Here is a 22,420-nt window from a genome sequence, read left to right on the forward strand (position 1 = left end):
AAATATATCCTGACCTGTCATCAAATCACTTGGATGCGATTTTCAGGTCTTCCAGCACGTTTTTCAACACAAGAAACTCTCCAACAGCGTCACAATCGGGCATGGAAAGCTGTAATTCTTGCACATGTGGCTGCCCTGCTTCGGAAACCTGCATGGACTGCGCGCTGATGTCGCGGCCGCAATTGGCTGTCGTCACTTCGGCGTCAATTTCCAACCGAATGTCACCGCTGCGCGATGCTGTACCAGACGGGAAGGTATAGACCTGCGCCTGTAGGCTTTCGGACAGATCAGGATCGCCCATTTGGGTCATAAAACCGCCTTCGCCCCGCACCGTTTTTTCCAGTGAACCAATCTGTTCCGCCCAGATGTGCCCATCTTCGCCAAAGCCTGCACCAAATTCCAGCGCGTGCAGATTGATCCCGGCATCCCCCTGCCATTGCACCACCGCCCGATCATAGAATTGCAACGATGGCACATCGACAATTGCGGTTGCGCCTTTGCCACGCCCCAGATCGGCAATGAACACCGCCTTTTCCGTCAGCGCGGGCATGGTCACGAATAATTCGCCCCGTGCGTCAGTGACTTCGGAAATCATCACCCCGTTATGGTGCAACGTGACCCGCGTATCGGGCAGGCAACTGGCATGTAGTTCGATATTCACCATCGCGGCCACGCTGACCTGCGCCGTCATATCAACCGCGCAATCGAAGCCGCCTTTTGACGGAACGGCTTCAGGGACGCGAATTTCCTGCTCTGTCACAGCGGCACGGGTCGCGCCATGTGCAGGCATGTTCAATTCCTGAAAAATATCCGCGGGAATTTCCGGCAAGGGAGAGGCGGTGAATTCAAGCTTGGCCAATCCCATATCCTGTGCCGCAGACCCCGCCGGGATTTCCGCCACCTGAATAGGCGCTGGTTTCACGTGGCGCGACATGGTGGGCGCACTGTTTTCCATGAAATAGCCCGAGCCAAGCGCAAGACCGACGGTGCCTACCATCAATGCGATACTGGATGCTCTTTTGCTGATCATGATTGCCTCCGACCCGTTCAGGTTACAGGCAATCTGTCAGTCAAACATGGCGCACTTGTGGCGCATCAGGGGAACCATTCGGACCATTCTGCGCCCGAATAGGTTCCCCGTCAGATCAGGCCAGACGACCGTGGCAGTGTTTGAACTTCTTACCAGACCCGCAGGGGCAGGCCTCGTTCCGGGCAGGATTACCCCAGGTCGAGGGATCGTTTTCGTCGAACCCTTCCTTGGCTTCGCCTTGCGGGGCTTCGGGGGCGGCAGCCTGCTGAACCGCAGCTTGTTGGGCCGCCATCTGGGCGATCATCTGCTGTTGTTCTTCGTCCGTCAGCGGACGGATCTGGCCCAGCTTCTGACTGACATCCTCGCGCAGGCTGTTCAGCATGTTTTCAAACAGTTGGAACGCTTCGGTTTTGTATTCGTTCAGCGGATCGCGCTGCGCATAGCCACGGAACCCAACGACAGACCGCAGGTGTTCCAGCGTCAGCAAATGTTCCCGCCATTTTGCATCAATCGTCTGAAGCAAAAGCTGCTTTTCGATCATCCGCATGTTTTCCGCGCCAAAAGCTTCGGCCTTTTCGGTCATCTGCTCGTCCGCGGCATCGGCAATGCGTTCGATGATTTCTTCACCGTCCACACCTTCTTCGGCGGCCCAGTCGATCACCGGCACATCCAGATTCAGCTTTTCCAACAGCGCAGCATAAAGCCCCTGCACGTTCCACTGATCGGCATAGCTTTTTGGTGGCATGAATTCGTCCACCAGATCGCCAATGACCTCGTGCCGCATATCGCCAATGATTTCGGACAAATCAGCGGCTTCCATGATTTCCAAGCGCTGCTTGAAGATCACCTTGCGCTGTTCGTTCATCACATCGTCGAATTTCAGCAGGTGTTTCCGAATGTCAAAGTTGCGGCCTTCTACCTTACCTTGGGCGCGTTCCAGCGATTTGTTGACCCACGGGTGAACGATGGCTTCGCCTTCTTTCATACCCAAGGTCGACAGCACCTTGTCCAGCTTTTCGGACCCGAAAATGCGCATCAGGTCATCTTCCAGCGACAAGAAGAAAGACGAACGCCCCGGATCGCCCTGACGGCCCGAACGGCCCCGAAGCTGGTTATCAATCCGGCGCGATTCATGGCGTTCGGTCGCCAGAACGAACAGGCCGCCAGCGGCTTTGACCGCTTCTTCATCGGCTTTGTGCTGTTCGTCGATGTCGGCGCGAATCTGGTCGGGGTGGGTTTCAGGGTTCGCGGCGATGGCTTCCATCACCTTGAATTCCACATTGCCGCCCAGTTTGATGTCCGTCCCACGGCCCGCCATATTGGTGGCGATGGTCACGGCCCCCAGCTTCCCGGCATCGGCCACGATCTGCGCTTCTTGCTCGTGCTGGCGGGCATTCAGAACATTGTGCTTCACCCCAGCCTGCGTCAGCAGATGGCTAAGGAATTCAGATTTTTCGATCGAGGTTGTCCCCACCAGAATCGGCTGCCCTTTGGCATTCGCTTCCTTGATGGTTTCAACAATCGCCTCGTATTTTTCTTTTGCAGTGCGATACACGGCGTCATCGTCATCAACCCGTGCAATCGGGCGGTTGGTCGGCACTTCGACCACACCCAAGCTGTAGATTTCCTGAAATTCGTCCGCTTCGGTCGCGGCGGTGCCGGTCATGCCGCCCAGTTTTTCGTACAGGCGGAAATAGTTCTGGAACGTCACCTGCGCCAGCGTCACGTTTTCCGGCTGGATGTTGCAACCTTCTTTGGCCTCGATCGCCTGATGCAGACCGTCGGACAGACGGCGGCCCGCCATCATCCGGCCCGTAAATTCATCAATCAGCACGATTTCGCCATCGCGGACGATGTAATCCTTGTCGCGGGTGAACAGCTTATGCGCGCGCAAGCCCTGATTGACATGGTGAACGATGGTGGTGCTTTCCGGGTCATACAGCGTCTGGCCTTCGGGCAGCAGGTCCATTTCGTGCAGGCGCTGTTCCAGAAATTCGTTCCCTTCGTCGGTATAGGTCACGTTCCGGGTTTTTTCGTCCAGCGCATAATGCGACTCGGTCAGTTCGGGGATCAGCTTGTCCAGCGCCACATACAGTTCGGAACGGTCCTGTGCCGGGCCGGAAATGATCAGCGGGGTTCGCGCTTCGTCAATCAGGATCGAGTCAACCTCGTCCACGATTGCGTAATGGTGTCCGCGCTGGTTCATGTCGGACAGTTCCATTTTCATGTTATCACGCAGATAATCGAAGCCCAGTTCGTTGTTCGTGGCATAGGTCACATCACAGCGATAAGCCTGTTTCTTTTCAGGTTCGGGTTGCTGCGGATAGACAACGCCGGTGGTCATGCCCAAGGCGGCGTAAACTTTGCTCATCCATTCGGCGTCACGGCGGGCCAGATAATCGTTCACGGTAACGATATGCACGCCCTTGCCGGTCAATGCGTTCAGATAGGCGGGGAACGTGGCCACCAGCGTTTTACCTTCGCCGGTTTTCATTTCCGCAATGTTGCCCTGATGCAGGAAGATGCCGCCCATAAGCTGCGTATCAAACGCCCGCAGCCCCAGCGCCCGTTTCGCGGCCTCGCGGCAGTTGGCGAATGCTTCGGGCAAAAGCGCATCCAGATTTTCGCCATCGGCCACGCGTTTTCTGAATTCTTCGGTCTTGGCGATCAGGCCGTCATCGGAAAGCTGTTCAAATTGCGGTTCCAGTGCGTTGATCTTTTCCACCAACGGGCGCGTCGCCTTTACCTTGCGGTCGTTCGGCGTTCCGAAGACCTTCTTGGCGATAGTTCCCAAACCCAGCATATTTTTTCCGATCCGGTCGTTGACATCATCGTGCATGGCATCTGCTTGCCCGCCGAAACCACAGCGCCTACAACGTCATGGAAACCTAGCACTCCAGAGGCCTCAAGGCGATGTAAGGGGCGGCTGGTGCAGTGTCAACGTTGGCGCCCTTGGCGCAGCAAGCAAAGGACAAAACTTATGTCAAAACGTCTCACTTTTCTGTATGGCGCGGCTCTTTCCCTGTGTCTGTCGCTGCCCGCTATCGCAGATGAGACCCCCAACGCCGATACCGTTGTGGCCACCGTCAACGGTACAAACATCACGCTGGGCCACATGATCCTTGTGCAACAGAACCTGCCGCAACAGTATCAGACCCTGCCGCCTGAAATGTTGTTCACCGGCATTCTGGACCAGATCATTCAGCAAACCCTACTGATGCAAGCCGGGCCACAGGAAGATTCCGCACTGGTGCGCCTGTCGCTGGAAAACGAACGCCGCGCCTTGAAAGCGGGCGAAGTGTTGCAGCTTGCCGCCGATGCCGCCGTGACCGAAGAGGCCGTGAAAGCCGCCTTTGACGCGAAATACGCCGATGTCAGCGCAGGCAAGGAATATAACGCCTCGCATATTCTGGTGGAAACCGAGGATGAGGCGAAAGCCCTGATCGAAGAACTGAAGAACGGTGCCGATTTCGCGGAACTGGCCAAGGCAAAATCCACCGGCCCGTCCGGTCCGAACGGCGGTGAACTGGGATGGTTCGGCGCGGGTCAGATGGTAAAGCCCTTTGAAGATGCCGTAATGGCGATGGAGGTCGGCGCAGTTTCCGAACCTGTGCAAACTCAATTCGGCTGGCATGTGATCAAGCTGAACGAAAGCCGCGACAAGGCCGCCCCGACGCTGGACGAAGTGCGCGCCGACATAGAAGCCGAAGTAGAACGCGATGCCATCACCGTTCGGATCGAGGAACTGACTGCAAACGCCAAGATTGATAAAGCTGGCGCAGAAGGCCTGGACCCGGCATTGATCAAGAATATCGACATCCTTCTGGAGAACTGATCATGGGCAAATCCCTTGCCGTTTCGCCTTTGGCCCCTGCGGCCTTTCCTGATCTTCCGGTGATTGAGGGCGTGCAATTCGCCGCCACGCAGGCCGGTGTCCGATATGCCGGGCGCACCGATGTGATGCTGGCTCTGCTGAGTGCTGGAACTGCAATGGCCGGGGTGTTCACCCGGTCGGCAACCCGGTCAGCCGCGGTTCTGGATTGTCAGGACAAAATCGGCCAAGCCGCCGATGGCCCTGCCGCGATCATCGTGAATTCGGGCAATTCCAATGCCTTTACCGGCAAAAACGGCGCTGAATCGGTTCATGCCATCACCGCAGCCGTGGCCCAAACGCTGGAGATTGAGGAAAACCGTGTGTTTTCATCCTCGACCGGGGTAATCGGTGAACCGCTGCCGCATGACCGGATCACCGCCAAACTGGCAGAGCTGAAAACCAACCTGCACGCGGATGGCATCGAAGAAGCCGCCCGCGCCATCATGACCACGGACACCTTTGCCAAAGGGTCCAGTGCCGAAATTCAGGTGGACGGGAAAACGGTGAAAATCGCCGGGATCGCCAAAGGTTCGGGCATGATCGCGCCCGATATGGCGACGATGCTGGTCTATATCTTTACCGATGCGCAGGCGGATCAGGCGAAGCTTCAAAAACTGCTGAGCAAGCTGACCGATGTGACCTTTAACAGCATCACGGTGGACAGCGACACGTCGACCTCGGACACCTTGCTGCTGGCAGCCACGGGTGCATCCGGGGCCAATGTTGATGGCAATACCGAATTTGAACACGCCCTGCATGGCGTCATGCTGGATCTGGCGCATCAGGTAGTACGCGACGGCGAAGGCGCGACCAAATTCGTCGAAGTAAACGTGACTGGCGCGGCCAATGACGCAGACGCCCGCACACATGCGATGGCGATTGCCAATTCCCCCCTGATCAAGACCGCCATTGCAGGCGAAGATCCCAACTGGGGCCGGGTTGTCATGGCGATTGGCAAATCCGGGGCAGCCGCGGATCGTGACCTGCTGAGCATCAGCTTTGGCGATATTCTGGTGGCCGAAAAAGGCTGGGTTTCCCCCACCTACAAGGAAGAGCAGGGCGCGGCCTATATGAAAGGCCAATATCTGACCATCAACGTTGATATTGGTTTGGGCGATGGCGCATCCACAGTTTGGACCTGCGACCTGACCCACGGCTATATCGCAATCAACGCTGACTATCGGTCCTAAGGAGCAGCACATGAAAATGGTACTCGTATCAGCCGTGGCGTTGATCGACGTGGATGGGCGGGTGCTGTTGGCCCAACGCCCCGCTGGCAAATCACTGGCGGGGCTTTGGGAATTTCCGGGCGGCAAGGTTGAACCGGGGGAAACCCCGGAACACGCCCTGATCCGGGAATTGCAAGAAGAACTCGGCATCAACACATGGTCAAGCTGTCTGGCGCCGCTCAGCTTTGCCTCGCACAGCTATGACGATTTCCACCTGTTGATGCCGCTGTTCGCCTGCCGCAAATGGGAAGGAATCCCAGCCCCCCGCGAAGGCCAAACCCTGAAATGGGTACATGCGCGGGATTTATCAAGCTACCCGATGCCGCCCGCTGACATTCCATTAATCCCCATATTAAGGGAACTGCTCTGACCAAAAGCCTAAATATTGGTCAAATGTGAAAAACTTCTGATACCGACACCATCTTTGGTTTTTTTGTCATATCATTGGTATATTTTCCGTGTCAGATTTCATTTTTTTGTAGGTTTTGTTAACCGCGCTACGCTAAACTTTAAGCATGTCAACATCGCTTGGGGAGGATTTGACTTGCTTAGAACGATCGTGATCGGAAGCTGTGTTTCCGTCCAAGGTACGTTCGTCCGTGGGCTTCCTGATGGAAGAATCCTGGTTCGTGTCGGTGACCGCGAATTTGCTGGTATGCCGGTCCCGAATAAGGCGGCGTAACCCTTCAAGACCATCACAAAAAGAAAAAAGGGACGGTGCAAACCGTCCCTTTTTCTGTTTCAGGCTGTTGGCGAACGTCAGGTAAGCTGACGTTCCACCTCTTCGCGCTCGAAAATCTCGATGACATCGCCCTGACGGACATCATCGTAATTCTCAAAGGCCATACCGCATTCCTGACCGGACTGGACTTCTTTCACTTCGTCTTTGAAGCGTTTCAGCGTTTTCAGGGTGCCTTCGTGGATCACCACGTTGTCACGCAGCAGACGCACCCCAGCCGAACGGCGTGCAACGCCTTCGGTGACGATACAGCCCGCAACCTTGCCAACGCCGGAAACCTTGAACACTTCTTTGATTTCGGCATAACCGATGAAGTTTTCGCGGATTTCGTTCGACAGCAGGCCCGACGCCGCAGCTTTCACATCGTCCACCAGATCGTAGATCACCGAATAGTAACGGATTTCCACGCCTTTCTGGTTGGCCGTGTTCCGGGCCGAGGCATTGGCACGAACGTTGAAGCCCATGATCGGCGCACCGGATGCTTCGGCCAGCCCCACATCGGTATCGGTAATCGCACCCACACCATAGTGCAGGACGCGCACGCGCACTTCGTCGTTGCCGATCTTTTCCATCGCCTGAACGATGGCTTCGGCAGACCCTTGCACATCCGCTTTGACCAGAATGGGCAGTTCGGCCACGTTCTTGTCGTCTTTGGCCTTCTGCATCAACTGTTCCAGCGTGGTCGCTGCACCAGCCGCCGCGCGTTTTTCTTTCGCCAGATTCGAGCGATACTCGGCGATCTCGCGGGCTTGCGCTTCGGTTTCCACAACGTTCAGAACATCGCCCGCTTCGGGGGTTCCGTTCAGGCCCAGCACCTCGACCGGGACGGACGGGCCAGCTTCGGCAACGCGTTCACCCTTGTCATCAACCAATGCGCGGACTTTACCCCACTGTTCACCGACAACGAAAATATCGCCCTGACGCAACGTGCCTTTCTGAACCAGAACCGTCGCAACCGGACCGCGGCCAACGTCAAGCTGGGCTTCGATCACGGCACCTTCGGCGGCACGGTCAGGGTTGGCTTTCAGTTCCAGAATTTCGGCTTGCAGCGCGATGGCTTCCAGCAGTTCATCCAGACCTTTGCCCGTCTTGGCAGACACTTCGACATCCTGCACTTCGCCCGACATGGCTTCGACGACCACTTCATGCTGAAGCAGTTCAGTCCGCACCTTCATCGGATCGGCGGCAGGTTTATCGCATTTGTTGATCGCCACAATCATCGGCACGCCAGCGGCCTTGGAGTGGTTGATCGCCTCGATCGTCTGCGGCATCACGGAATCGTCCGCAGCCACAACCAGAACCACGATGTCCGTAACCTGCGCACCGCGCGACCGCATCGAAGTAAAGGCCGCGTGACCCGGCGTATCCAAGAAGGTCAGCACAGCGCCGCTTTCGGTTTTCACCTGATAGGCGCCGATATGCTGTGTGATCCCGCCCGCTTCGCCAGCGGTTACGTTCGCGTTACGGATCGAATCCAACAACGAGGTTTTCCCGTGGTCAACGTGGCCCATGATGGTGATCACAGGCGGGCGCGATTGCAGGTCAGCTTCGCTGTCTTCAACACCTGCGATCACGTCCTCCACGTCCGCGTCGGAAACGCGCTGGATGCGGTGGCCGAATTCTTCCACGATCAGCTCGGCGGTGTCGGCATCAATGGGCTGGTTTTGCGTGACCATCATGCCCATTTTCATCAGGGCCTTGACCACATCCGCCACACGTTCGGCCATACGGTTTGCCAGTTCCGAAACCACGATAGTTTCAGGCACCTGCACATCACGCACGATCTTTTCGCGTTCTTGCGATCCCATGGCTTTCTGACGGGCGCGTTCCTGTTTGCGCTTCATCGCCGCCATGGATTTCTGACGCCCGCCTTCGCCGCCCGAAAGCGCCTGATTCAGGGTCAGTTTACCGGACCGGCGACCATCGTCGCGGCCTTTGCCACGCCCACTGCGATCCTGTTCGGCTTCGCGTTCTTTGCCGCGCGGTCCACGCGCAACGGGGGCCGGGGCCTCTTTTTCCTTAGGCTTGCGGGCTGCCTTGTCTTCCGCAGCAGGGGCGCTGGCAGCGGCGGCCGCTTCGGCAGCCGCGCGTTTTGCGGCTTCCTCGGCTTCGCGTGCTTTGCGCTCTTCTTCTTCCTGCTTGGCTTTCAGCGCCTCTTCGCGTTCGCGTTCTTCGCGTTCCTTGGCTTCAGCCTCGGCGCGGCGGCGTTCGCGTTCTTCCTCGCGGGCTTTTTCTTCGGCAGCACGCTGCGCGGCCTCTTCGACCTCGCGGGCTTTTGCAGCCTGAAGCGCCTTCAGGCGGCGTTCCATTTCCGCATCGGAAATCCCCGCCGGACGTTTCGAGGGGTCACCAAGCGCCGGGTTGCCGCTGCCGCCGGATTTGGCCGCACCAGGCTTGGGCACCACAACGCGTTTGCGTTTGGTTTCCACCACGACGTTTTTGGTCCGGCCATGGCTGAAGCTTTGCTTCACATTGCCCGCACGGGGGCCTCCACGGACACCCAAAGTCTTTTTACCGTCGTTATCGCTCATGTGGCTCTTCTATCCTTTCCGGCGGTCGGATCCGCCGTCCGAAGCACGCAAACCTTTAAGTCTTGCGGCTTCCTCTACAACACGTCGCGTCAAACCACCAGCGCCTAGCGCAACGTGGATTACAGTTTGTCGCCCAAATGCCTGTCCCAGCTCATCCGCGGTCAGCCAACCGATGAACGACCCGCCATAGGGTGTACTCAGCTTTGACTTACCCCGGCCAGAACCGTCGCTGGCCTGTACCAGCACTTCGGCATAGTCCTTCATCAGCCAGTCTTTGACCTTTTCGTAACCCGCCACGGCACCGCCGCCTTTGCGGGCCAGGCTGATCAGATCGACAATGCGACGCACCAACATCTGTTCTACCTGAGCAGACAAATCCGCAGGTACCTGCACCGGCTGTTTGGCCGAACGCGAGAACAGGTTCTTCGCAACAGCTTTGTCCAGCGCGGCCCGGTCGGCAGAAACCCAGATGCCCCGGCCCGGCAGCTTTTCTGCCAGATCAGGAACAATCTGACCATCCGGCCCAACGACGAAACGGATCAGCCCAAACTTGGGCTGAACCTCGCCAGTGGCGATGCATTTACGCTCGGGCCCATCGTCCCGAAGCTTTGTTTTACCGCCGCGCGTCATGCGTCAAGCCCTTCCAAAGCCCTGATAAATCAGGCTTCGCCTTCCTCTTCTTCGGTTTCGCTGTCGTCTTCAGCTTCCAGCTCGGACGGGTCGACCCAGCCCAACGCAATCCGCGCGGTCATGATCATGCCCTGTGCCTCTTCCAGAGAAACGTCGAATTTCTCCAGCAGGCCTTCGTCCTTGGTGCGTTCGCCGTTGACGGTGGTCCAGCCACCAGCCAATTCCCAATCCGCACAGGTTGCGAAATCTTCCAGCGTTTTCACGCCATCTTCGGCCAAAGCTTCCAGCATTTGGGGTGTCAGGCCTTCGAAATCAACCAGGCTGTCTTCGACCCCCAATTCGCGGGCACGTTCCATAGCAGCGGTGGCGGCTGCCTCCAGCACATCGCGGGCGCGGGCCTGCAATTCGTTGGCGGTATCTTCGTCCACACCGTCGATGGTCAGCAGTTCGTCCAGCTCGACATACCCGACTTCTTCCAGATTGGTGAAGCCTTCGGCCACCAGAAGCTGAGCAAAGAATTCGTCCACGTCCAGCGCGTCCATGAACAGCTTGGTGCGCTCTTCAAATTCTTTCTGACGCTTCGCGCTGTCCTCGGATTCGGTCATGATGTCGATATCCAGGTTGGTCAACTGGCTGGCCAGACGCACGTTCTGACCACGGCGACCGATGGCCAGCGAAAGCTGTTCGTCAGGAACCACAACCTCGATCCGCTCCGCGTCTTCGTCCAGAACCACCTTGCTGACTTCGGCAGGCTGCAACGCGTTCACGAGGAAGGTCGGCATATCCTCGTTCCACGGGATAATGTCGATCTTTTCACCCTGCAATTCGTTCACAACAGCCTGAACACGGCTGCCGCGCATACCCACACAGGCACCGACCGGGTCAATCGACCCGTCATAGGAAATCACGGCAATCTTTGCACGCGAACCGGGATCACGGGCCACAGCCTTGATCTCGATGATGCCGTCATAAATTTCCGGCACTTCCATTTTGAACAGTTCCGCCATGAATTCCGGCGCGGTCCGCGACAGGAAAATCTGCGGGCCACGGGCTTCGCGGCGCACATCCTTGATGTAGCAGCGGATACGGTCGTTCGGGCGATACGCCTCGCGGCCGATTTTTTCGTTCCGACGCAGGATCGCTTCGCCACGGCCCACATCCACGATCACGTTGCCATATTCTTCGCGCTTCACGGTGCCGTTGATGATCGTCCCCTGACGATCCTGGAATTCGGCATACTGACGATCGCGTTCAGCCTCGCGCACTTTTTGCAGAATCACCTGCTTCGCGGATTGAGCGGCAATCCGGCCCAGTTCCACCGGCGGGATTTCTTCGACAAACGTGTCGCCCACTTGCGGGTCCGACATGTATTGCTTGGCCTGCTTAACGGTCAGCTCTGCCTGATAGTTTTCCAGCTCTTCGTCTTCGACCACGGTGCGCACACGGGTAAAGGTGGCGCGGCCTGTCTTACGGTCGATGGACACGCGAATGTCCATTTCGCTGCCGTAACGGGATTTCGCGGCGCGGGCCAGCGACTCTTCCATCGCTTCGACCACCAAACCGGGGTCGATCATCTTCTCGCGCGCGACGGCTTCGGCGGTTTGCAACAGCTCAAGCTGGTTTGCAGAGGTGATTGCCATAAGTTCAGTCCTCCTGAGAACCGGTATCGGTTTCGATCTCGTCAAAATTGTCTTCGTTCAGGGTGCCTGCCGCCTTTCGCTGGCGCAGCATCTCCTTGATCAGGTCATCGGTCAGCACCAGCTTGGCATCGGCCAGCCAGTCAAAGTTCAGGCCCACGGTGACGGTTTCGCCACCTTCTTCGATGTTGATCAGAACCTCGTCGCCTTCGATCCCGGCCAGTTCGCCCTTAAAGCGCTTGCGCCCGGCCACCATATCGGCGGTTTCAAGCTTGGCTTCGTAGCCCTCGAACGTCTCGAAATCCTTCATCCGGGTCAGAGGCCGGTCAATACCGGGGCTGGACACCTCAAGGATATACTGATCGGTCAGCGGGTCTTCGACATCCAGAACAGCCGAAACAGCGGTGCTGATTTCAGCGCATTCATCAACTTCGATCCCGCCTTCGGGACGTTCGGCCATGATCTGAAGGGTGTTGGTCTTCCCCCCCATCAGGCGCACGCGCACCAGTTCGAACCCCATATCTTCAATCACGGGGCCGACGATCTCGGCCAGGCGACGGTCAATCGCGGTTTTGGCTATCAGGTCGTTGGTCATATTGGTCCAGACACAAAAAAACGGGCCAGCGGCCCGTCGAATTTTCCGATGGAGCGTCAGGATTTTCACCCCAGCGCACCGCTGTTGAGCAGGGATATAGGGCTTTCATCCCGAGTCTGCAAGTAAAAGCTGACTCAGCCCAATCCGCCCTGCTCTGCGATCCGGTCCATGATCCGCACCAATTCGGCGCTGATGCCCGGTTCGCTTAGGGCATGGCCCGCATTTCGGATCATCCTCAGTTCGGCATTCGGCCACAGCCGCGCCAGTTTCCATGCACCTTCGGGGGGGCAGATCATGTCATAGCGCCCCTGCACGATCACACCGGGAATATGGGCAATCCGGTCCATCCGGTTCAGGATATGCCCATCTTCTTTCAGAAAAGCGCCGTGGGTGAAGTAATGATTTTCCAGCCGCGAAAACGCCCGCGCATATTCACCCGGCGCTTCACCGCCATGCCCCGTGGAACTGATCGAAGCCAGCGCATTTTCCCACGATGCCCACGCACGGGCATATTTGATCTCCGTCGGCATATCCCCGCTGAACAACCGTTTGTGATAGGCAGCAATGAAATCACCCTGTTCCTCTGACGGGATCAAATCAGCAAATCGCGCCCATGTTTCCGGCCAGAATTTGCCAGCCCCACCGCCATAGAACCAATCCAGTTCCGCCTGAGTCGCCAAAAACACCCCGCGCAGAATCAGCGCCCTAACCCGGTCGGGATGCTCCTGCGCATAGATCAGCGCCAGCGTTGCCCCCCAGCTTCCGCCGAAAACGATCCAATCCTCGATCTCCAACGTGTCGCGGATCAGTTCGATGTCCCGCACCAGATGCCATGTCGTATTATCAACCACGCTGGCATGGGGGCGTGATCGGCCACAGCCGCGCTGATCGAACAGAACGATCCGGTAAACATTCGGATCGAAATAGCGCCGCATCGCCGGGCTGCATCCGCCCCCCGGCCCGCCATGAAACACCACCACCGGCACGCCCTGCGGATTGCCGGATTGTTCCAGATAAATCTTGTGTCCGTCGCCAACATCCAGCATCCGCTGATCGAACGGGTCGATCGGCGGGTGCAGATAGTGAACTGCGCTTTTTTGGCCCGAGTATTTATCCATGATTGTCCTATATAGGGATGCAAACACAAAAGAGCATATGGAGAGCAGAATGCAAACCGCTCAGACCACGGTTGACCCCTCGGAAGTCGCAAAATTCGAAGCGATGGCGGCGGAATGGTGGGATCCCAAGGGCAAGTTCAAACCTCTGCACCTGATGAACCCCTGTCGGCTGGATTATATCACCCGGCAAATCGCCGGACAGTACGGGCGTGATCTGACTCAACCCGAACCGTTCACGGGATTGCGCCTGCTGGATATCGGCTGTGGCGGCGGGCTTTTGTCTGAGCCGATGGCCCGGCTGGGCGCCACGGTGATTGGCGCCGATGCGGCGGCGGGCAACATTCCCGTGGCGCAGGTTCACGCCGAACAATCCGGGTTGCAGATCGACTATCGCAACATCACCGCCGAAGAACTGGCCGCCAATGGCGAACAGTTCGACGTGGTGCTGAACATGGAAGTGGTGGAACATGTGGCCGACCCGCTGGCCTATCTCACGGCCTGCCATGATCTGTTGAAACCCGGCGGGCTGATGATCTGCTCCACGATCAACAGGAACCCAAAATCCTTTGCTATGGCGATTGTCGGCGCGGAATATGTGATGCGCTGGCTGCCCAAGGGAACACATGAATGGAATAAATTCATCACGCCCGATGAACTGTATGCCCTTATCGCCAATGCTGGCCTGACCCCGGTGGATCGCAAAGGCTTCGTGTTCAATCCGATCTCATGGCAATGGTCCGTGTCCGACCGTGACCTGTCCGTGAATTATGTCACTGCAAGCACCCGACCGGAGTAACCCATGAGCATCATCCCAGAAGGCTGGTCCATCTTCGTCGTGGATATTGAATATACCGTTCCCTTTGAACAGATTCAGCCCGTGTTAGAGCCGCATATGGAATTTGTCCGCCGCGCCTATGACGAAGGGCGCTTCCTGACCTCGGGCGCGAAAGTACCGCGTACCGGGGGCGTGGTGATCATGATGGCCCCCTCACTAGAGGACGCACAGAATTACCTGTCAGACGATCCCTTCGTGACGGAAAACGTGGCCAGCTATTCCTATACCGCGTTCAAACCCTCGAACGTTCATGCGGCGCTGAAATAGGCACCTTATTGGCCGCACGCCCGGCCGCCGATCTGTTTGGATTTGAGTATTTTTGGCAAGATGAAAACAGGGGGCTGCGCACCTGCCCAGCCAACACCGCGTTAAGGTTAGCGTGTGCCCTTTGGTTCTTTCTTGGTAAAAATATCCAATGCCTGACAGCGCGCCCGGACGCGCCGCAAAGGGGGGTTTAATCCTCTAGCCGGGTGCGCAATTCGCGCAGGATCGGCAGAACAGCGCGGACTTTTTCGTCGCCCAATTCGCCCACCAATTCGATGATCATCGGGGAAATGGCCGCCAGCGCCGCATCCCGCGCCTGACGTCCGGCGGGGCTGATTGCCACCATTTTACGGCGGGCATCGTCCCAATCCGGGCGGATATGCACATAGCCCGCCCATTCCAGTTTATTCAGCGTGTTGGTCATCGCCCCACGCGTAACGTGAAAGCTTTTGGCCAATTGCGCCGGGGTGCGTTCATCCGATGCCCGCGCCAGATGATTCAGCACTGAAAAATGCGAGATTTCCATCCCTTTCGGCAACACCCTGCTCAGACGGTTACGGATCAACTGATCCGCCGTCAGCAATTCGCTGAACATAGCGATAGCAAGGGCAGTACTGGGATCGGTCATCACGGTCCGTCAAACTTTCGGTCATGGGTCAGCGCAGGCACCCGCGCCCTTGCTTTTGACACGTCCGACAGATCAAGATCAACGAATGCAATCCCCGGATCGGTCCCGGCATCAGCCAGCACCTCGCCCCAGGGCGCGACAACCATGCTGTGACCATAGGTCTGGCGCGGCTTTCCCTGCGTGGCGGCATGGGTGCCGGTTTGCGCCGGGGCCAGAACGAAACAGCCGGTTTCGATGGCGCGGGCGCGTAGCAACACCTCCCAATGAGCGGCACCTGTCACCGGGGAAAATGCCGCGGGAATGGTCAGGATATTGGCCCCGGCCTGCGCCAAAGCGCGATACAGATAGGCAAAGCGCACATCGTAACAGATGCTCATCCCCAAGCGGACCGCGCCCATATCAACCACGCTGGCATGATTGCCGGGGCGATAGCCTGCGGATTCGCGATAGGTTTCGGTTTCAGAAACCTGCACATCGAACATGTGGATTTTATCGTACCACGCTGCGATTTCCCCATCCGGCGAAATCAGGAAAGACCGATTGGCAAACCGCCCGTCCGCATCCCCGGTTTTCAACGCCAGCGATCCGATCAGCACCCACACGCCCAACGCCTGCGCATCCTGACGCAAGGCCGCAAGCGTGATGTCCTGATCCTGCTGTTGCAACACCTGTTCCTGCCGGGCGCGGCTGGGGGACAGGCAATTCGTTACCTCGGGCGTCAGAACAAATTCCGCGCCACCGGCCACCGCATCACGCAGCATGGCGCGGGTGACGGGCAGGTTGGCCGCCGGATCATCGGAAACGTTCAATTGAAGCAGGGCAACGCGCATATCAGATCACGCCAGCAAGGCGTCCAGTTTGCCCGCCTGTTCCAGCGCATACAGATCATCGCACCCGCCGACATGGGTTTCCCCGATAAAAATCTGCGGCACGGTCCGGCCACCGTTGGCACGCTGGATCATTTCCGGTTTACGGTCCGGGGCAGCCCAGACATCAATTTCCGTGTATTCCACGCCCTTTTGATTCAGCAACCGCTTGGCCGCATGGCAAAAGCCACACATGGGCGAGGTATAAATTTCGACAGGTTTCATTCGGACAGTTCCTTTGCTTCGTGGCATTTGTCCGACATTTAGGGGCCATTGGCAACGCGTGCCAGTACCAGAACCGAAACATCGCTGGCCCCAGCCGCCAGACAGGCATCGGTAGCGGCGCTGAAAGTGGCACCTGTGGTCATCACATCATCCACCAGCACAACATGCCGCCCTGCCATCTGGCCCTTTCGTTTTGGGTGAGCGGCAATCGCCCCCTGAAGCTGGGCAAACCGCGCCTCGCGTCCCTTGCCACGTGTGCTGGCTGTGCGCACAGGGCGGATCAGCAAATCCGGGCAATGGGGCAATCCTGTTGTCCGTGCCACCGCCTGCGACAACAACGCTGATTGATTGAAGCGCCGCGCCAACAGCCGCGTCCAATGTAGCGGGATCGGGGCCAGCAGAACATTCGTCCCCCATAAATCCCGCCCCGCATTGGCCAGCCACGGGCCTGCGCCCCGCGCAATATCCTGTCTGTCGCCATGTTTCAGGTCTTTGACCAACCGGCGGGCGTTGCCGTCATACTGAAACACCGCCCTGCCCCGCGACCACGGGCGCGGCGTGGTCATGCAATCATCGCATATTTCCGGGCCAGTTCCCGCCTGCCCCATCATCGGCGCACCGCAGGCATCGCAGGCCAAACCAGTGACAAAGGGCGTGTCCCGCCAACATGGACCACACAGGGCGAAATCGCTTTCCACCATTTCCCCGCAACACAAGCACCGTGCCGGATAAATCATGCGTAACGCCGTTTGAAACTTTGCCTTCATCGCTTTATCTACGCGCCTATGAGTAACATGCCCCAACTGACCGACCGCGCGGCCCTGACGCGCAATCGCGCCCGCGCCCTGCGCAACCCGGCGCTGTTCCTGCATGAAACCGCAGCCGAGGAATTTCAGGATCGCCTGTCTTTGGTTAACAGGACGTTTACCAAACCGGCGATTGTGACCGGGTTTCCCGATTTCTGGGCATCCGTCTTTCCGCAGGCGAAAATCGTTGCGGATACCGATGTGCTGGATTTGGAACCCGAAGCCTATGATCTGGTGATCCACGCGCTGTCCCTGCATTGGGCCAGCGATCCGGTTGGGCAATTGATCCAGTCGCGCCGCGCCCTGCAACCGGACGGGTTGTTTCTGGCCGGAATGTTCGGCGGGCAAACCCTGCATCAATTACGCACCGCGCTGGCCGAGGCCGAATCGCGTGTGACGGGCGGCCTGTCCCCCCGCGTGGCACCAATGGCTGAAATACGCGATCTGGGTGGGTTGTTACAGCGGGCAGGGCTCGCGCTGCCGGTGGCTGATGCGCTGCCGCTGACTGTCAGTTACCAATCTGCATGGCATTTGATGCGCGATCTGCGGGCCATGGGCGAAGGCAATGCGCTGTCGGCCCGCTTGCGTCACCCCACCCGGCGCAGCGTTATCCAGACTGCCGCCGATATTTACGCCGACAGCTTTGGTGAAGATGGGCGTATCCCAGCCACGTTCGAGATGATTTTCCTGCTGGGATGGGCACCGGATGACAGCCAACCCAAACCGCTGCGCCCCGGTTCAGCCGTATCCCGGCTGGCGGATGCGCTTGGCACCAAGGAAATCAAGCTACCGGATTGACCTGTGGGGGGATGCCCTTATGTCGGTTCTCAATACGCAGAAACGGAATATGACACGATGACGGACCACGCGACTTGCCCGGCACATGCCCCGGCGGATCACCCGAAAATCCCGGCGGAAAAGGTTGGCGTTCTGATTGCCAATCTGGGAACACCGGATGACACCGACTATTGGTCGATGCGGCGTTATCTAAGCGAATTTCTGTCGGATAAGCGGGTGATCGACTATCCGTCATGGAAATGGCAACCGCTTCTGCAACTGATCATTCTGTCCAAACGCCCCTTTGCCAGCGGCGCGGCGTACAGGTCCATCTGGAACACGGAAAAGAACGAAAGCCCGCTGATGACCATCACGCGGGACCAGACGCAGGCATTGGCTGCAACGCTGGCTGATCGGTACGGCGATACCGTCATGGTGGATTTCTGTATGCGCTACGGCAACCCATCAACCGATTCTAAAGTTCAGAAAATGGTCGCCGCAGGATGCACCAAAATCCTGTTTTTCCCGCTGTATCCGCAATATGCCGGGGCCACGTCGGCCACCGCAAACGATCAATTTTTCCGCGCCCTGATGAAGGAAAAATGGCAGCCTGCGGTTCGCACTGTTCCTGCCTATTTTGACGATCCCGCTTATGTGGATGCGTTGGCCCAATCTGTCGAACGCGCCTATGCCAATGCGGAAAAACGCCCCGATATTCTGGTTGTATCCTATCATGGGATGCCAAAACGGTATCTGATGGAAGGCGACCCTTATCATTGCCAATGCCAGAAATCGACGCGACTGCTAAAGGAGCGTCTGGGCTGGGATGACACGCAGATCACCACCACATTCCAATCCGTGTTCGGCCCCGAAGAATGGCTACGCCCCTACACCGTGGATCATGTGGCCGATCTGGCCCGGCAGGGGAAAAAGAACATCGCGGTCATTGCCCCGGCGTTTTCCGCCGATTGCATCGAAACGCTGGAAGAGATCAACGAAGAAATCCGCGAAAGTTTTGAACATGCGGGCGGGGAAAGCTTTACCTATATCCCCTGCCTGAACGACGAACCCGCCCATATCGCAGCACTGGCCGGTGTGGTGGAACGCAACCTGAAGGGCTGGCTGGATTAATCCAGCCCCCTGCCCGGCAAATGTTCTGAAATAAAAAAAAGGCGGTGGATTGCTCCACCGCCTTTTCCTGTTTCAAACCAAACTAATGGAATTAGTCGGCTGCAACGGCTGCGATCACGGCCAGGATGATCAGCGGAACCAGAACACCACCAGCAGACGAGCTGGAAGCTTCTTCCACGATCACCGGAGCTTCGATTACCGGCTCGGCCATGTTGCCAGCGAAAGCGGTCGAAGCAGCGGCGGTCAGAGCAGCAGCGAGAACGAGTTTTTTCATAGTATCCTCCAGATATTCGCCCACCGCGCACAAAACACGGCAAGCACCCAAGACTTACCTCGTAGCTTTTTCTAATCAGCAAACCGAGTCAAATGCAAACGCAAGTTCTCCATGCCCCTGCGTTCACAGCCAAAATGTCGTCAAATTAGCAACACTTGCGTGCCTACTTTGGTCAGCCCGAAAAGTTCGGCGATATGTTCATTGTAAAGACCAATGCAGCCATTGGATGATCTCCGGCCAATCTTGCGCGTGTCGTGAGTGCCGTGAATCCTGTAATAGGTCCAGCTTAGATACAAAGCATGAGTTCCCAGCGGATTGTTTGGCCCCGGCGGCACGTAATCCGGCCATTCAGGGTTTCTTTCTTTCATCGACGGCGTAGGCCGCCAATCCGGCCCTTCCACCTTGCGCACCACATGGGTACGCCCCCGGCGGGTCAGATCATCCGTCAGCGGCACAGAAGACGGATACAGTTTATAAACCGACTCGTCCTCGGACCAGAAATGCAGCGCCCGCGAATCGATATCCACCAGAACGGCACCGTTTTTCAGGTTGCTGAAGTAGGGTTTCCAATCCAAAGACCGGAAACTGGAAATATTCCGCCGAACGGCCTGACTCAGGTCGCGTTCCACTTCGACGGTATGCGCCCCGTCGACATCCAACGCCAGCGCAGGCGTGCCAAACAGTGCCGCGCCCCCAGCCAAAAAATGTCTGCGTTTCATATGTATCGCTCCTCGACTAACGCCCAGACGATAACAAGGCGTCACCGTTTACCCGGTTTTTCTGTCATATTATGGCGCGAAAGCCTCAGTCGCAAATCAAACCCGTGTCAACATCGCAGCTCACGTGGATGTGGGTTTGAATGGCAACGCTACACAGGCTAGACCGGACAGGCACTACTGCGGAAGGTCATAATGCTGCGTCTAACGGTTTTACTACTTATCGGCTCTTTGGGTTTGTCTGGCTGTGTGTCAACCAGCCCGCACACGCTTGGCCCGGATGGGAAACCCCTGCCGCGCATGTATCGGATTTCGCAAAACGATGTGGGCAAAATTCAGTATCGGATGCTGGATTCTGTCAACGCACTGCGGCAGGCGTCCAGCGCATCGCCGCTGGTGTTGGATGGCAAACTGAATGCCGCCGCTGCCACCCATGCACGGGATATGTCGGTGCAGAACCGCCCGTGGCATTTCGGGTCTGACGGCTCCTCCCCCTTGGATCGCGTCCGCCGCGTCGGATACGAGGGGATGCTGATCGGCGAAAACATTTCGGAAACCTATGAAACCGAACTGGAAACACTGTCCGCATGGATGGAACAGGAAGATACCCGCCGCGTGATCCTTGACCCCGCCGCAACCAAATTGGGCTTTTCGTGGTTTCAGGAAAAAAGCGGCAAGATCTGGTGGACGATGGTCACGGGCAACTAAGCCCGTCCCACCTTAGGGATAGATGGAAATCGGTGTGCCGTTACGCACCATTGCATAGATATCTTCAATTTCCTTATCGGATACGGCAATACATCCCGCCGTCCAATCACGCCCGCCATCGCGGTATTTGCCGGGGCGGCCGTGGATGAAAATATCACCACCGGGGCTTTTTCCAGCAGCCTGCGCACGGGTGCGATCCGCAGTATTCGGATAAGAAATCCCGACAGACAAATGGAATTCACTGTTAGGGTTGCGCCTGTCGATCCGGTAATGCCCTTCGGGGGTTTTTCCGTCCCCTTCAAAATTCTTATGCCCCACCGGCGCAAAACCCAGCCCGATGTCATAAGATTTCAGCGCCTTGTCATGGTGCAGCAGGTGCATCTTGCGTTCGCCCTTGAACACCACGACCCGCGTTACCTCGGGGCCGTGATAGGATTTGAACTTGGACGAACACCCGGCCAGCCCCACCAGAACCAGCCCGATCAACAGGAATTTAACGAAACGCATCTGCACTGCCCCAACGGTTTTTCCGTTGGATACCGTTTTTTGGGATTCGGCGGTAGCCCCGCCAAACACCTCACGCGGATTTGAGTGTGAACTTGCCCACCAATTCAACATGTGACGACCAGCGGAACTGATCCACCACCTGCACCCAGTCCAGCGCGTACCCTGCCGCAATCAATAGCTTGGCATCCCGCGCGAATGTCACCGGATTACACGACACAAAAGCGATCACCGGCACACCGGATTGCGCCAGTTCCGTCACCTGTGCTTCGGCCCCGGCGCGGGGCGGGTCAATCACTGCCGCCCCGAATTTACGCAGCTCATCCGGCAGCAGCGGGCGACGGAACAAATCGCGGGCTTCGTGTGTGACCCGCTTCAATCCCGGTGTTTCGCGCCATCCCCGGTCCAGCGCGGCCATCATGTCCTTGGATCCTTCGACGGCGTGAACCTCGGCCCCGCGCGCAATGGGCAGGGCAAAGGTGCCGCATCCGGCGAACAGGTCCACCACCGCATCGCAGCCTTTCACAATTTCTGACACGGCGTCGCGCAGTGCGGTTTCCCCGTCCTTTGTGGCCTGCAAAAACGCACCCGAAGGCGGCACAACACGAACCCCGCCCAAATTTTGCACCGGGGGATGTCGCATGGCGACGACTTCATCCTCCCACGCCAGCCGCGCTAATCCGTGTTTTTCCGTCAGCGCCGCCAGATCAATCCGCAGTTGCCCGTCCAGCGGTTTGCCGCCTGTCACCGACAGGTCCAACCCTGCTTCGGACAGTGTGGCCAGAACCGACAATTCACCTTTTCGGCTGCCGCCTGTTACGGCCAAATCTTCGGCCACCGGAATCGCCCTTAGCAATGCGGGGTCAAGCAGTTGGCAATCGGGAATCGCCACAATCGTATCCGAGGCCCGCGCGTGAAACCCGGCCATCGCCCCCTTTTTGGTACGCCGCGCCGAAATGCTGGCCCGCCGCCGCGTCTGCGGGGCCGAGGTTTGGATGGGACGAAACTCTGCCTCGATCCCTTGCGCGCGCAAGGCCTGCCGCACGACCCCGGTTTTCCAATCTGCCACAAACGCATCCCGCGCGTGCTGTAGCTGACAGCCACCACAGGCTTTGTAATGTTTACACGGCGCAGCCACCCGATCATCGGACGGGGTGATGATCCGCATATCGACCAGCTTTTGCCCCTCAAGGGTGCCTGTCACCACTTCGCCCGGCAGGGCCAACGGCACGAATACCGGGCCTTCGGCGATCCCATCGCCCTGATGCCCCAACCGTGTGATCGTGTATTCAGCCATCCCGTT

At 57.8% G+C, this 22,420-nt stretch carries 23 protein-coding genes; 8 read left to right on the plus strand and 15 right to left on the minus strand.

The window, feature by feature from the left end; genetic code table 11:
• Positions 1-25: 25 nt before the first annotated feature.
• Positions 26-1,030: a hypothetical protein gene (locus FN828_RS01905; protein WP_142491681.1), complete on the minus strand. Its 1,005-nt coding sequence runs from the start codon at positions 1,028-1,030 to the stop codon at positions 26-28.
• 115 nt (positions 1,031-1,145) lie between these two features.
• On the minus strand, positions 1,146-3,833 hold the full coding sequence (gene secA / locus FN828_RS01910; RefSeq protein WP_142491777.1) for a preprotein translocase subunit SecA: 2,688 nt from the start codon (positions 3,831-3,833) through the stop codon (positions 1,146-1,148).
• A 177-nt stretch (positions 3,834-4,010) separates the two neighbouring features.
• Here secA and FN828_RS01915 point away from each other — a divergent pair, with 177 nt between their 5' ends.
• From FN828_RS01915 to mutT, 3 genes are read left to right on the plus strand one after another with little or no spacing between them, the layout of a single operon-like run.
• Positions 4,011-4,865, plus strand: coding sequence for a peptidylprolyl isomerase (locus tag FN828_RS01915; protein WP_142491682.1), 855 nt, complete (start codon positions 4,011-4,013; stop codon positions 4,863-4,865).
• Positions 4,866-4,867: 2 nt separating this feature from the next.
• A complete protein-coding gene (gene argJ / locus FN828_RS01920) occupies positions 4,868-6,094 on the plus strand; it encodes a bifunctional glutamate N-acetyltransferase/amino-acid acetyltransferase ArgJ (protein WP_142491683.1) in 1,227 nt (408 codons plus the stop codon).
• A gap of 10 nt (positions 6,095-6,104) precedes the next feature.
• Positions 6,105-6,503, plus strand: a complete 399-nt coding sequence (gene mutT, locus FN828_RS01925; protein ID WP_142491684.1) for an 8-oxo-dGTP diphosphatase MutT — start codon at positions 6,105-6,107, stop codon at positions 6,501-6,503.
• 389 nt (positions 6,504-6,892) lie between these two features.
• Here mutT and infB read toward each other — a convergent pair whose 3' ends face one another.
• The 5 genes from infB to pip all read right to left on the minus strand — a co-directional run bounded on the left by infB (position 6,893) and on the right by pip (position 13,383).
• Complete coding sequence (gene infB, locus FN828_RS01935; protein WP_142491686.1) at positions 6,893-9,403, minus strand: translation initiation factor IF-2; 2,511 nt, start codon at positions 9,401-9,403, stop codon at positions 6,893-6,895.
• Positions 9,404-9,412: 9 nt separating this feature from the next.
• A complete protein-coding gene (locus tag FN828_RS01940) occupies positions 9,413-10,033 on the minus strand; it encodes an RNA-binding protein (protein ID WP_142491687.1) in 621 nt (206 codons plus the stop codon).
• 29 nt (positions 10,034-10,062) lie between these two features.
• On the minus strand, positions 10,063-11,673 hold the full coding sequence (nusA, locus tag FN828_RS01945; RefSeq protein ID WP_142491688.1) for a transcription termination factor NusA: 1,611 nt from the start codon (positions 11,671-11,673) through the stop codon (positions 10,063-10,065).
• 4 nt (positions 11,674-11,677) lie between these two features.
• Positions 11,678-12,265, minus strand: coding sequence for a ribosome maturation factor RimP (gene rimP, locus FN828_RS01950; protein WP_142491689.1), 588 nt, complete (start codon positions 12,263-12,265; stop codon positions 11,678-11,680).
• Positions 12,266-12,399: 134 nt separating this feature from the next.
• Positions 12,400-13,383 (minus strand): prolyl aminopeptidase, encoded by a 984-nt coding sequence (pip, locus tag FN828_RS01955; RefSeq protein WP_142491690.1) that lies wholly within the window; start codon positions 13,381-13,383, stop codon positions 12,400-12,402.
• Positions 13,384-13,432: 49 nt separating this feature from the next.
• On the opposite strand from pip, the gene ubiG reads away from it, so the two are divergent.
• Together ubiG and FN828_RS01965 are read left to right on the plus strand one after the other, a co-directional pair.
• Entirely contained in the window at positions 13,433-14,179 is a 747-nt protein-coding gene (gene ubiG, locus FN828_RS01960) for a bifunctional 2-polyprenyl-6-hydroxyphenol methylase/3-demethylubiquinol 3-O-methyltransferase UbiG (RefSeq protein ID WP_235891369.1), read from the plus strand.
• 3 nt (positions 14,180-14,182) lie between these two features.
• The gene (locus FN828_RS01965; RefSeq protein ID WP_142491692.1) at positions 14,183-14,485 is read left to right on the plus strand and encodes a YciI family protein; all 303 of its coding nucleotides are present in this window, start codon (positions 14,183-14,185) and stop codon (positions 14,483-14,485) included.
• Positions 14,486-14,672: 187 nt separating this feature from the next.
• Here FN828_RS01965 and FN828_RS01970 read toward each other — a convergent pair whose 3' ends face one another.
• From FN828_RS01970 to FN828_RS01985, 4 genes are read right to left on the minus strand one after another with little or no spacing between them, the layout of a single operon-like run.
• Positions 14,673-15,110 (minus strand): MarR family winged helix-turn-helix transcriptional regulator, encoded by a 438-nt coding sequence (locus FN828_RS01970; RefSeq protein WP_142491693.1) that lies wholly within the window; start codon positions 15,108-15,110, stop codon positions 14,673-14,675.
• On the minus strand, positions 15,110-15,940 hold the full coding sequence (locus FN828_RS01975) for a carbon-nitrogen hydrolase family protein (RefSeq protein ID WP_142491694.1): 831 nt from the start codon (positions 15,938-15,940) through the stop codon (positions 15,110-15,112). The genes FN828_RS01970 and FN828_RS01975 overlap by 1 nt, the downstream gene beginning before the upstream one ends.
• Before the next feature lie 6 nt (positions 15,941-15,946).
• Positions 15,947-16,201: a glutaredoxin 3 gene (gene grxC / locus FN828_RS01980; protein ID WP_142491695.1), complete on the minus strand. Its 255-nt coding sequence runs from the start codon at positions 16,199-16,201 to the stop codon at positions 15,947-15,949.
• A gap of 38 nt (positions 16,202-16,239) precedes the next feature.
• Positions 16,240-16,938 (minus strand): ComF family protein, encoded by a 699-nt coding sequence (locus FN828_RS01985; RefSeq protein WP_142491778.1) that lies wholly within the window; start codon positions 16,936-16,938, stop codon positions 16,240-16,242.
• A gap of 48 nt (positions 16,939-16,986) precedes the next feature.
• Here FN828_RS01985 and FN828_RS01990 point away from each other — a divergent pair, with 48 nt between their 5' ends.
• A complete protein-coding gene (locus tag FN828_RS01990; RefSeq protein ID WP_142491696.1) occupies positions 16,987-17,805 on the plus strand; it encodes a class I SAM-dependent methyltransferase in 819 nt (272 codons plus the stop codon).
• A 57-nt stretch (positions 17,806-17,862) separates the two neighbouring features.
• Entirely contained in the window at positions 17,863-18,915 is a 1,053-nt protein-coding gene (gene hemH / locus FN828_RS01995; protein ID WP_142491697.1) for a ferrochelatase, read from the plus strand.
• A gap of 91 nt (positions 18,916-19,006) precedes the next feature.
• Here hemH and FN828_RS02000 read toward each other — a convergent pair whose 3' ends face one another.
• Positions 19,007-19,189: a hypothetical protein gene (locus FN828_RS02000; RefSeq protein WP_142491698.1), complete on the minus strand. Its 183-nt coding sequence runs from the start codon at positions 19,187-19,189 to the stop codon at positions 19,007-19,009.
• 140 nt (positions 19,190-19,329) lie between these two features.
• Positions 19,330-19,908 (minus strand): L,D-transpeptidase, encoded by a 579-nt coding sequence (locus tag FN828_RS02005; RefSeq protein WP_142491699.1) that lies wholly within the window; start codon positions 19,906-19,908, stop codon positions 19,330-19,332.
• 192 nt (positions 19,909-20,100) lie between these two features.
• Between FN828_RS02005 and dalA the strand changes: the two genes are divergently transcribed.
• The gene (dalA, locus tag FN828_RS02010) at positions 20,101-20,613 is read left to right on the plus strand and encodes a divisome-associated lipoprotein DalA (protein WP_142491700.1); all 513 of its coding nucleotides are present in this window, start codon (positions 20,101-20,103) and stop codon (positions 20,611-20,613) included.
• Between the two features lie 12 nt (positions 20,614-20,625).
• On the opposite strand, the gene FN828_RS02015 is transcribed toward dalA, so the two are convergent.
• Together FN828_RS02015 and FN828_RS02020 are read right to left on the minus strand one after the other, a co-directional pair.
• Entirely contained in the window at positions 20,626-21,120 is a 495-nt protein-coding gene (locus FN828_RS02015; RefSeq protein ID WP_142491701.1) for a L,D-transpeptidase family protein, read from the minus strand.
• Positions 21,121-21,190: 70 nt separating this feature from the next.
• Positions 21,191-22,414: a class I SAM-dependent RNA methyltransferase gene (locus tag FN828_RS02020; RefSeq protein WP_142491702.1), complete on the minus strand. Its 1,224-nt coding sequence runs from the start codon at positions 22,412-22,414 to the stop codon at positions 21,191-21,193.
• Between the last annotated feature and the right edge of the window lie 6 nt (positions 22,415-22,420).

Source organism: Thalassovita litoralis, from assembly GCF_900182725.1.
Taxonomy (GTDB): Bacteria; Pseudomonadota; Alphaproteobacteria; order Rhodobacterales; family Rhodobacteraceae; genus Thalassobius; species Thalassobius litoralis.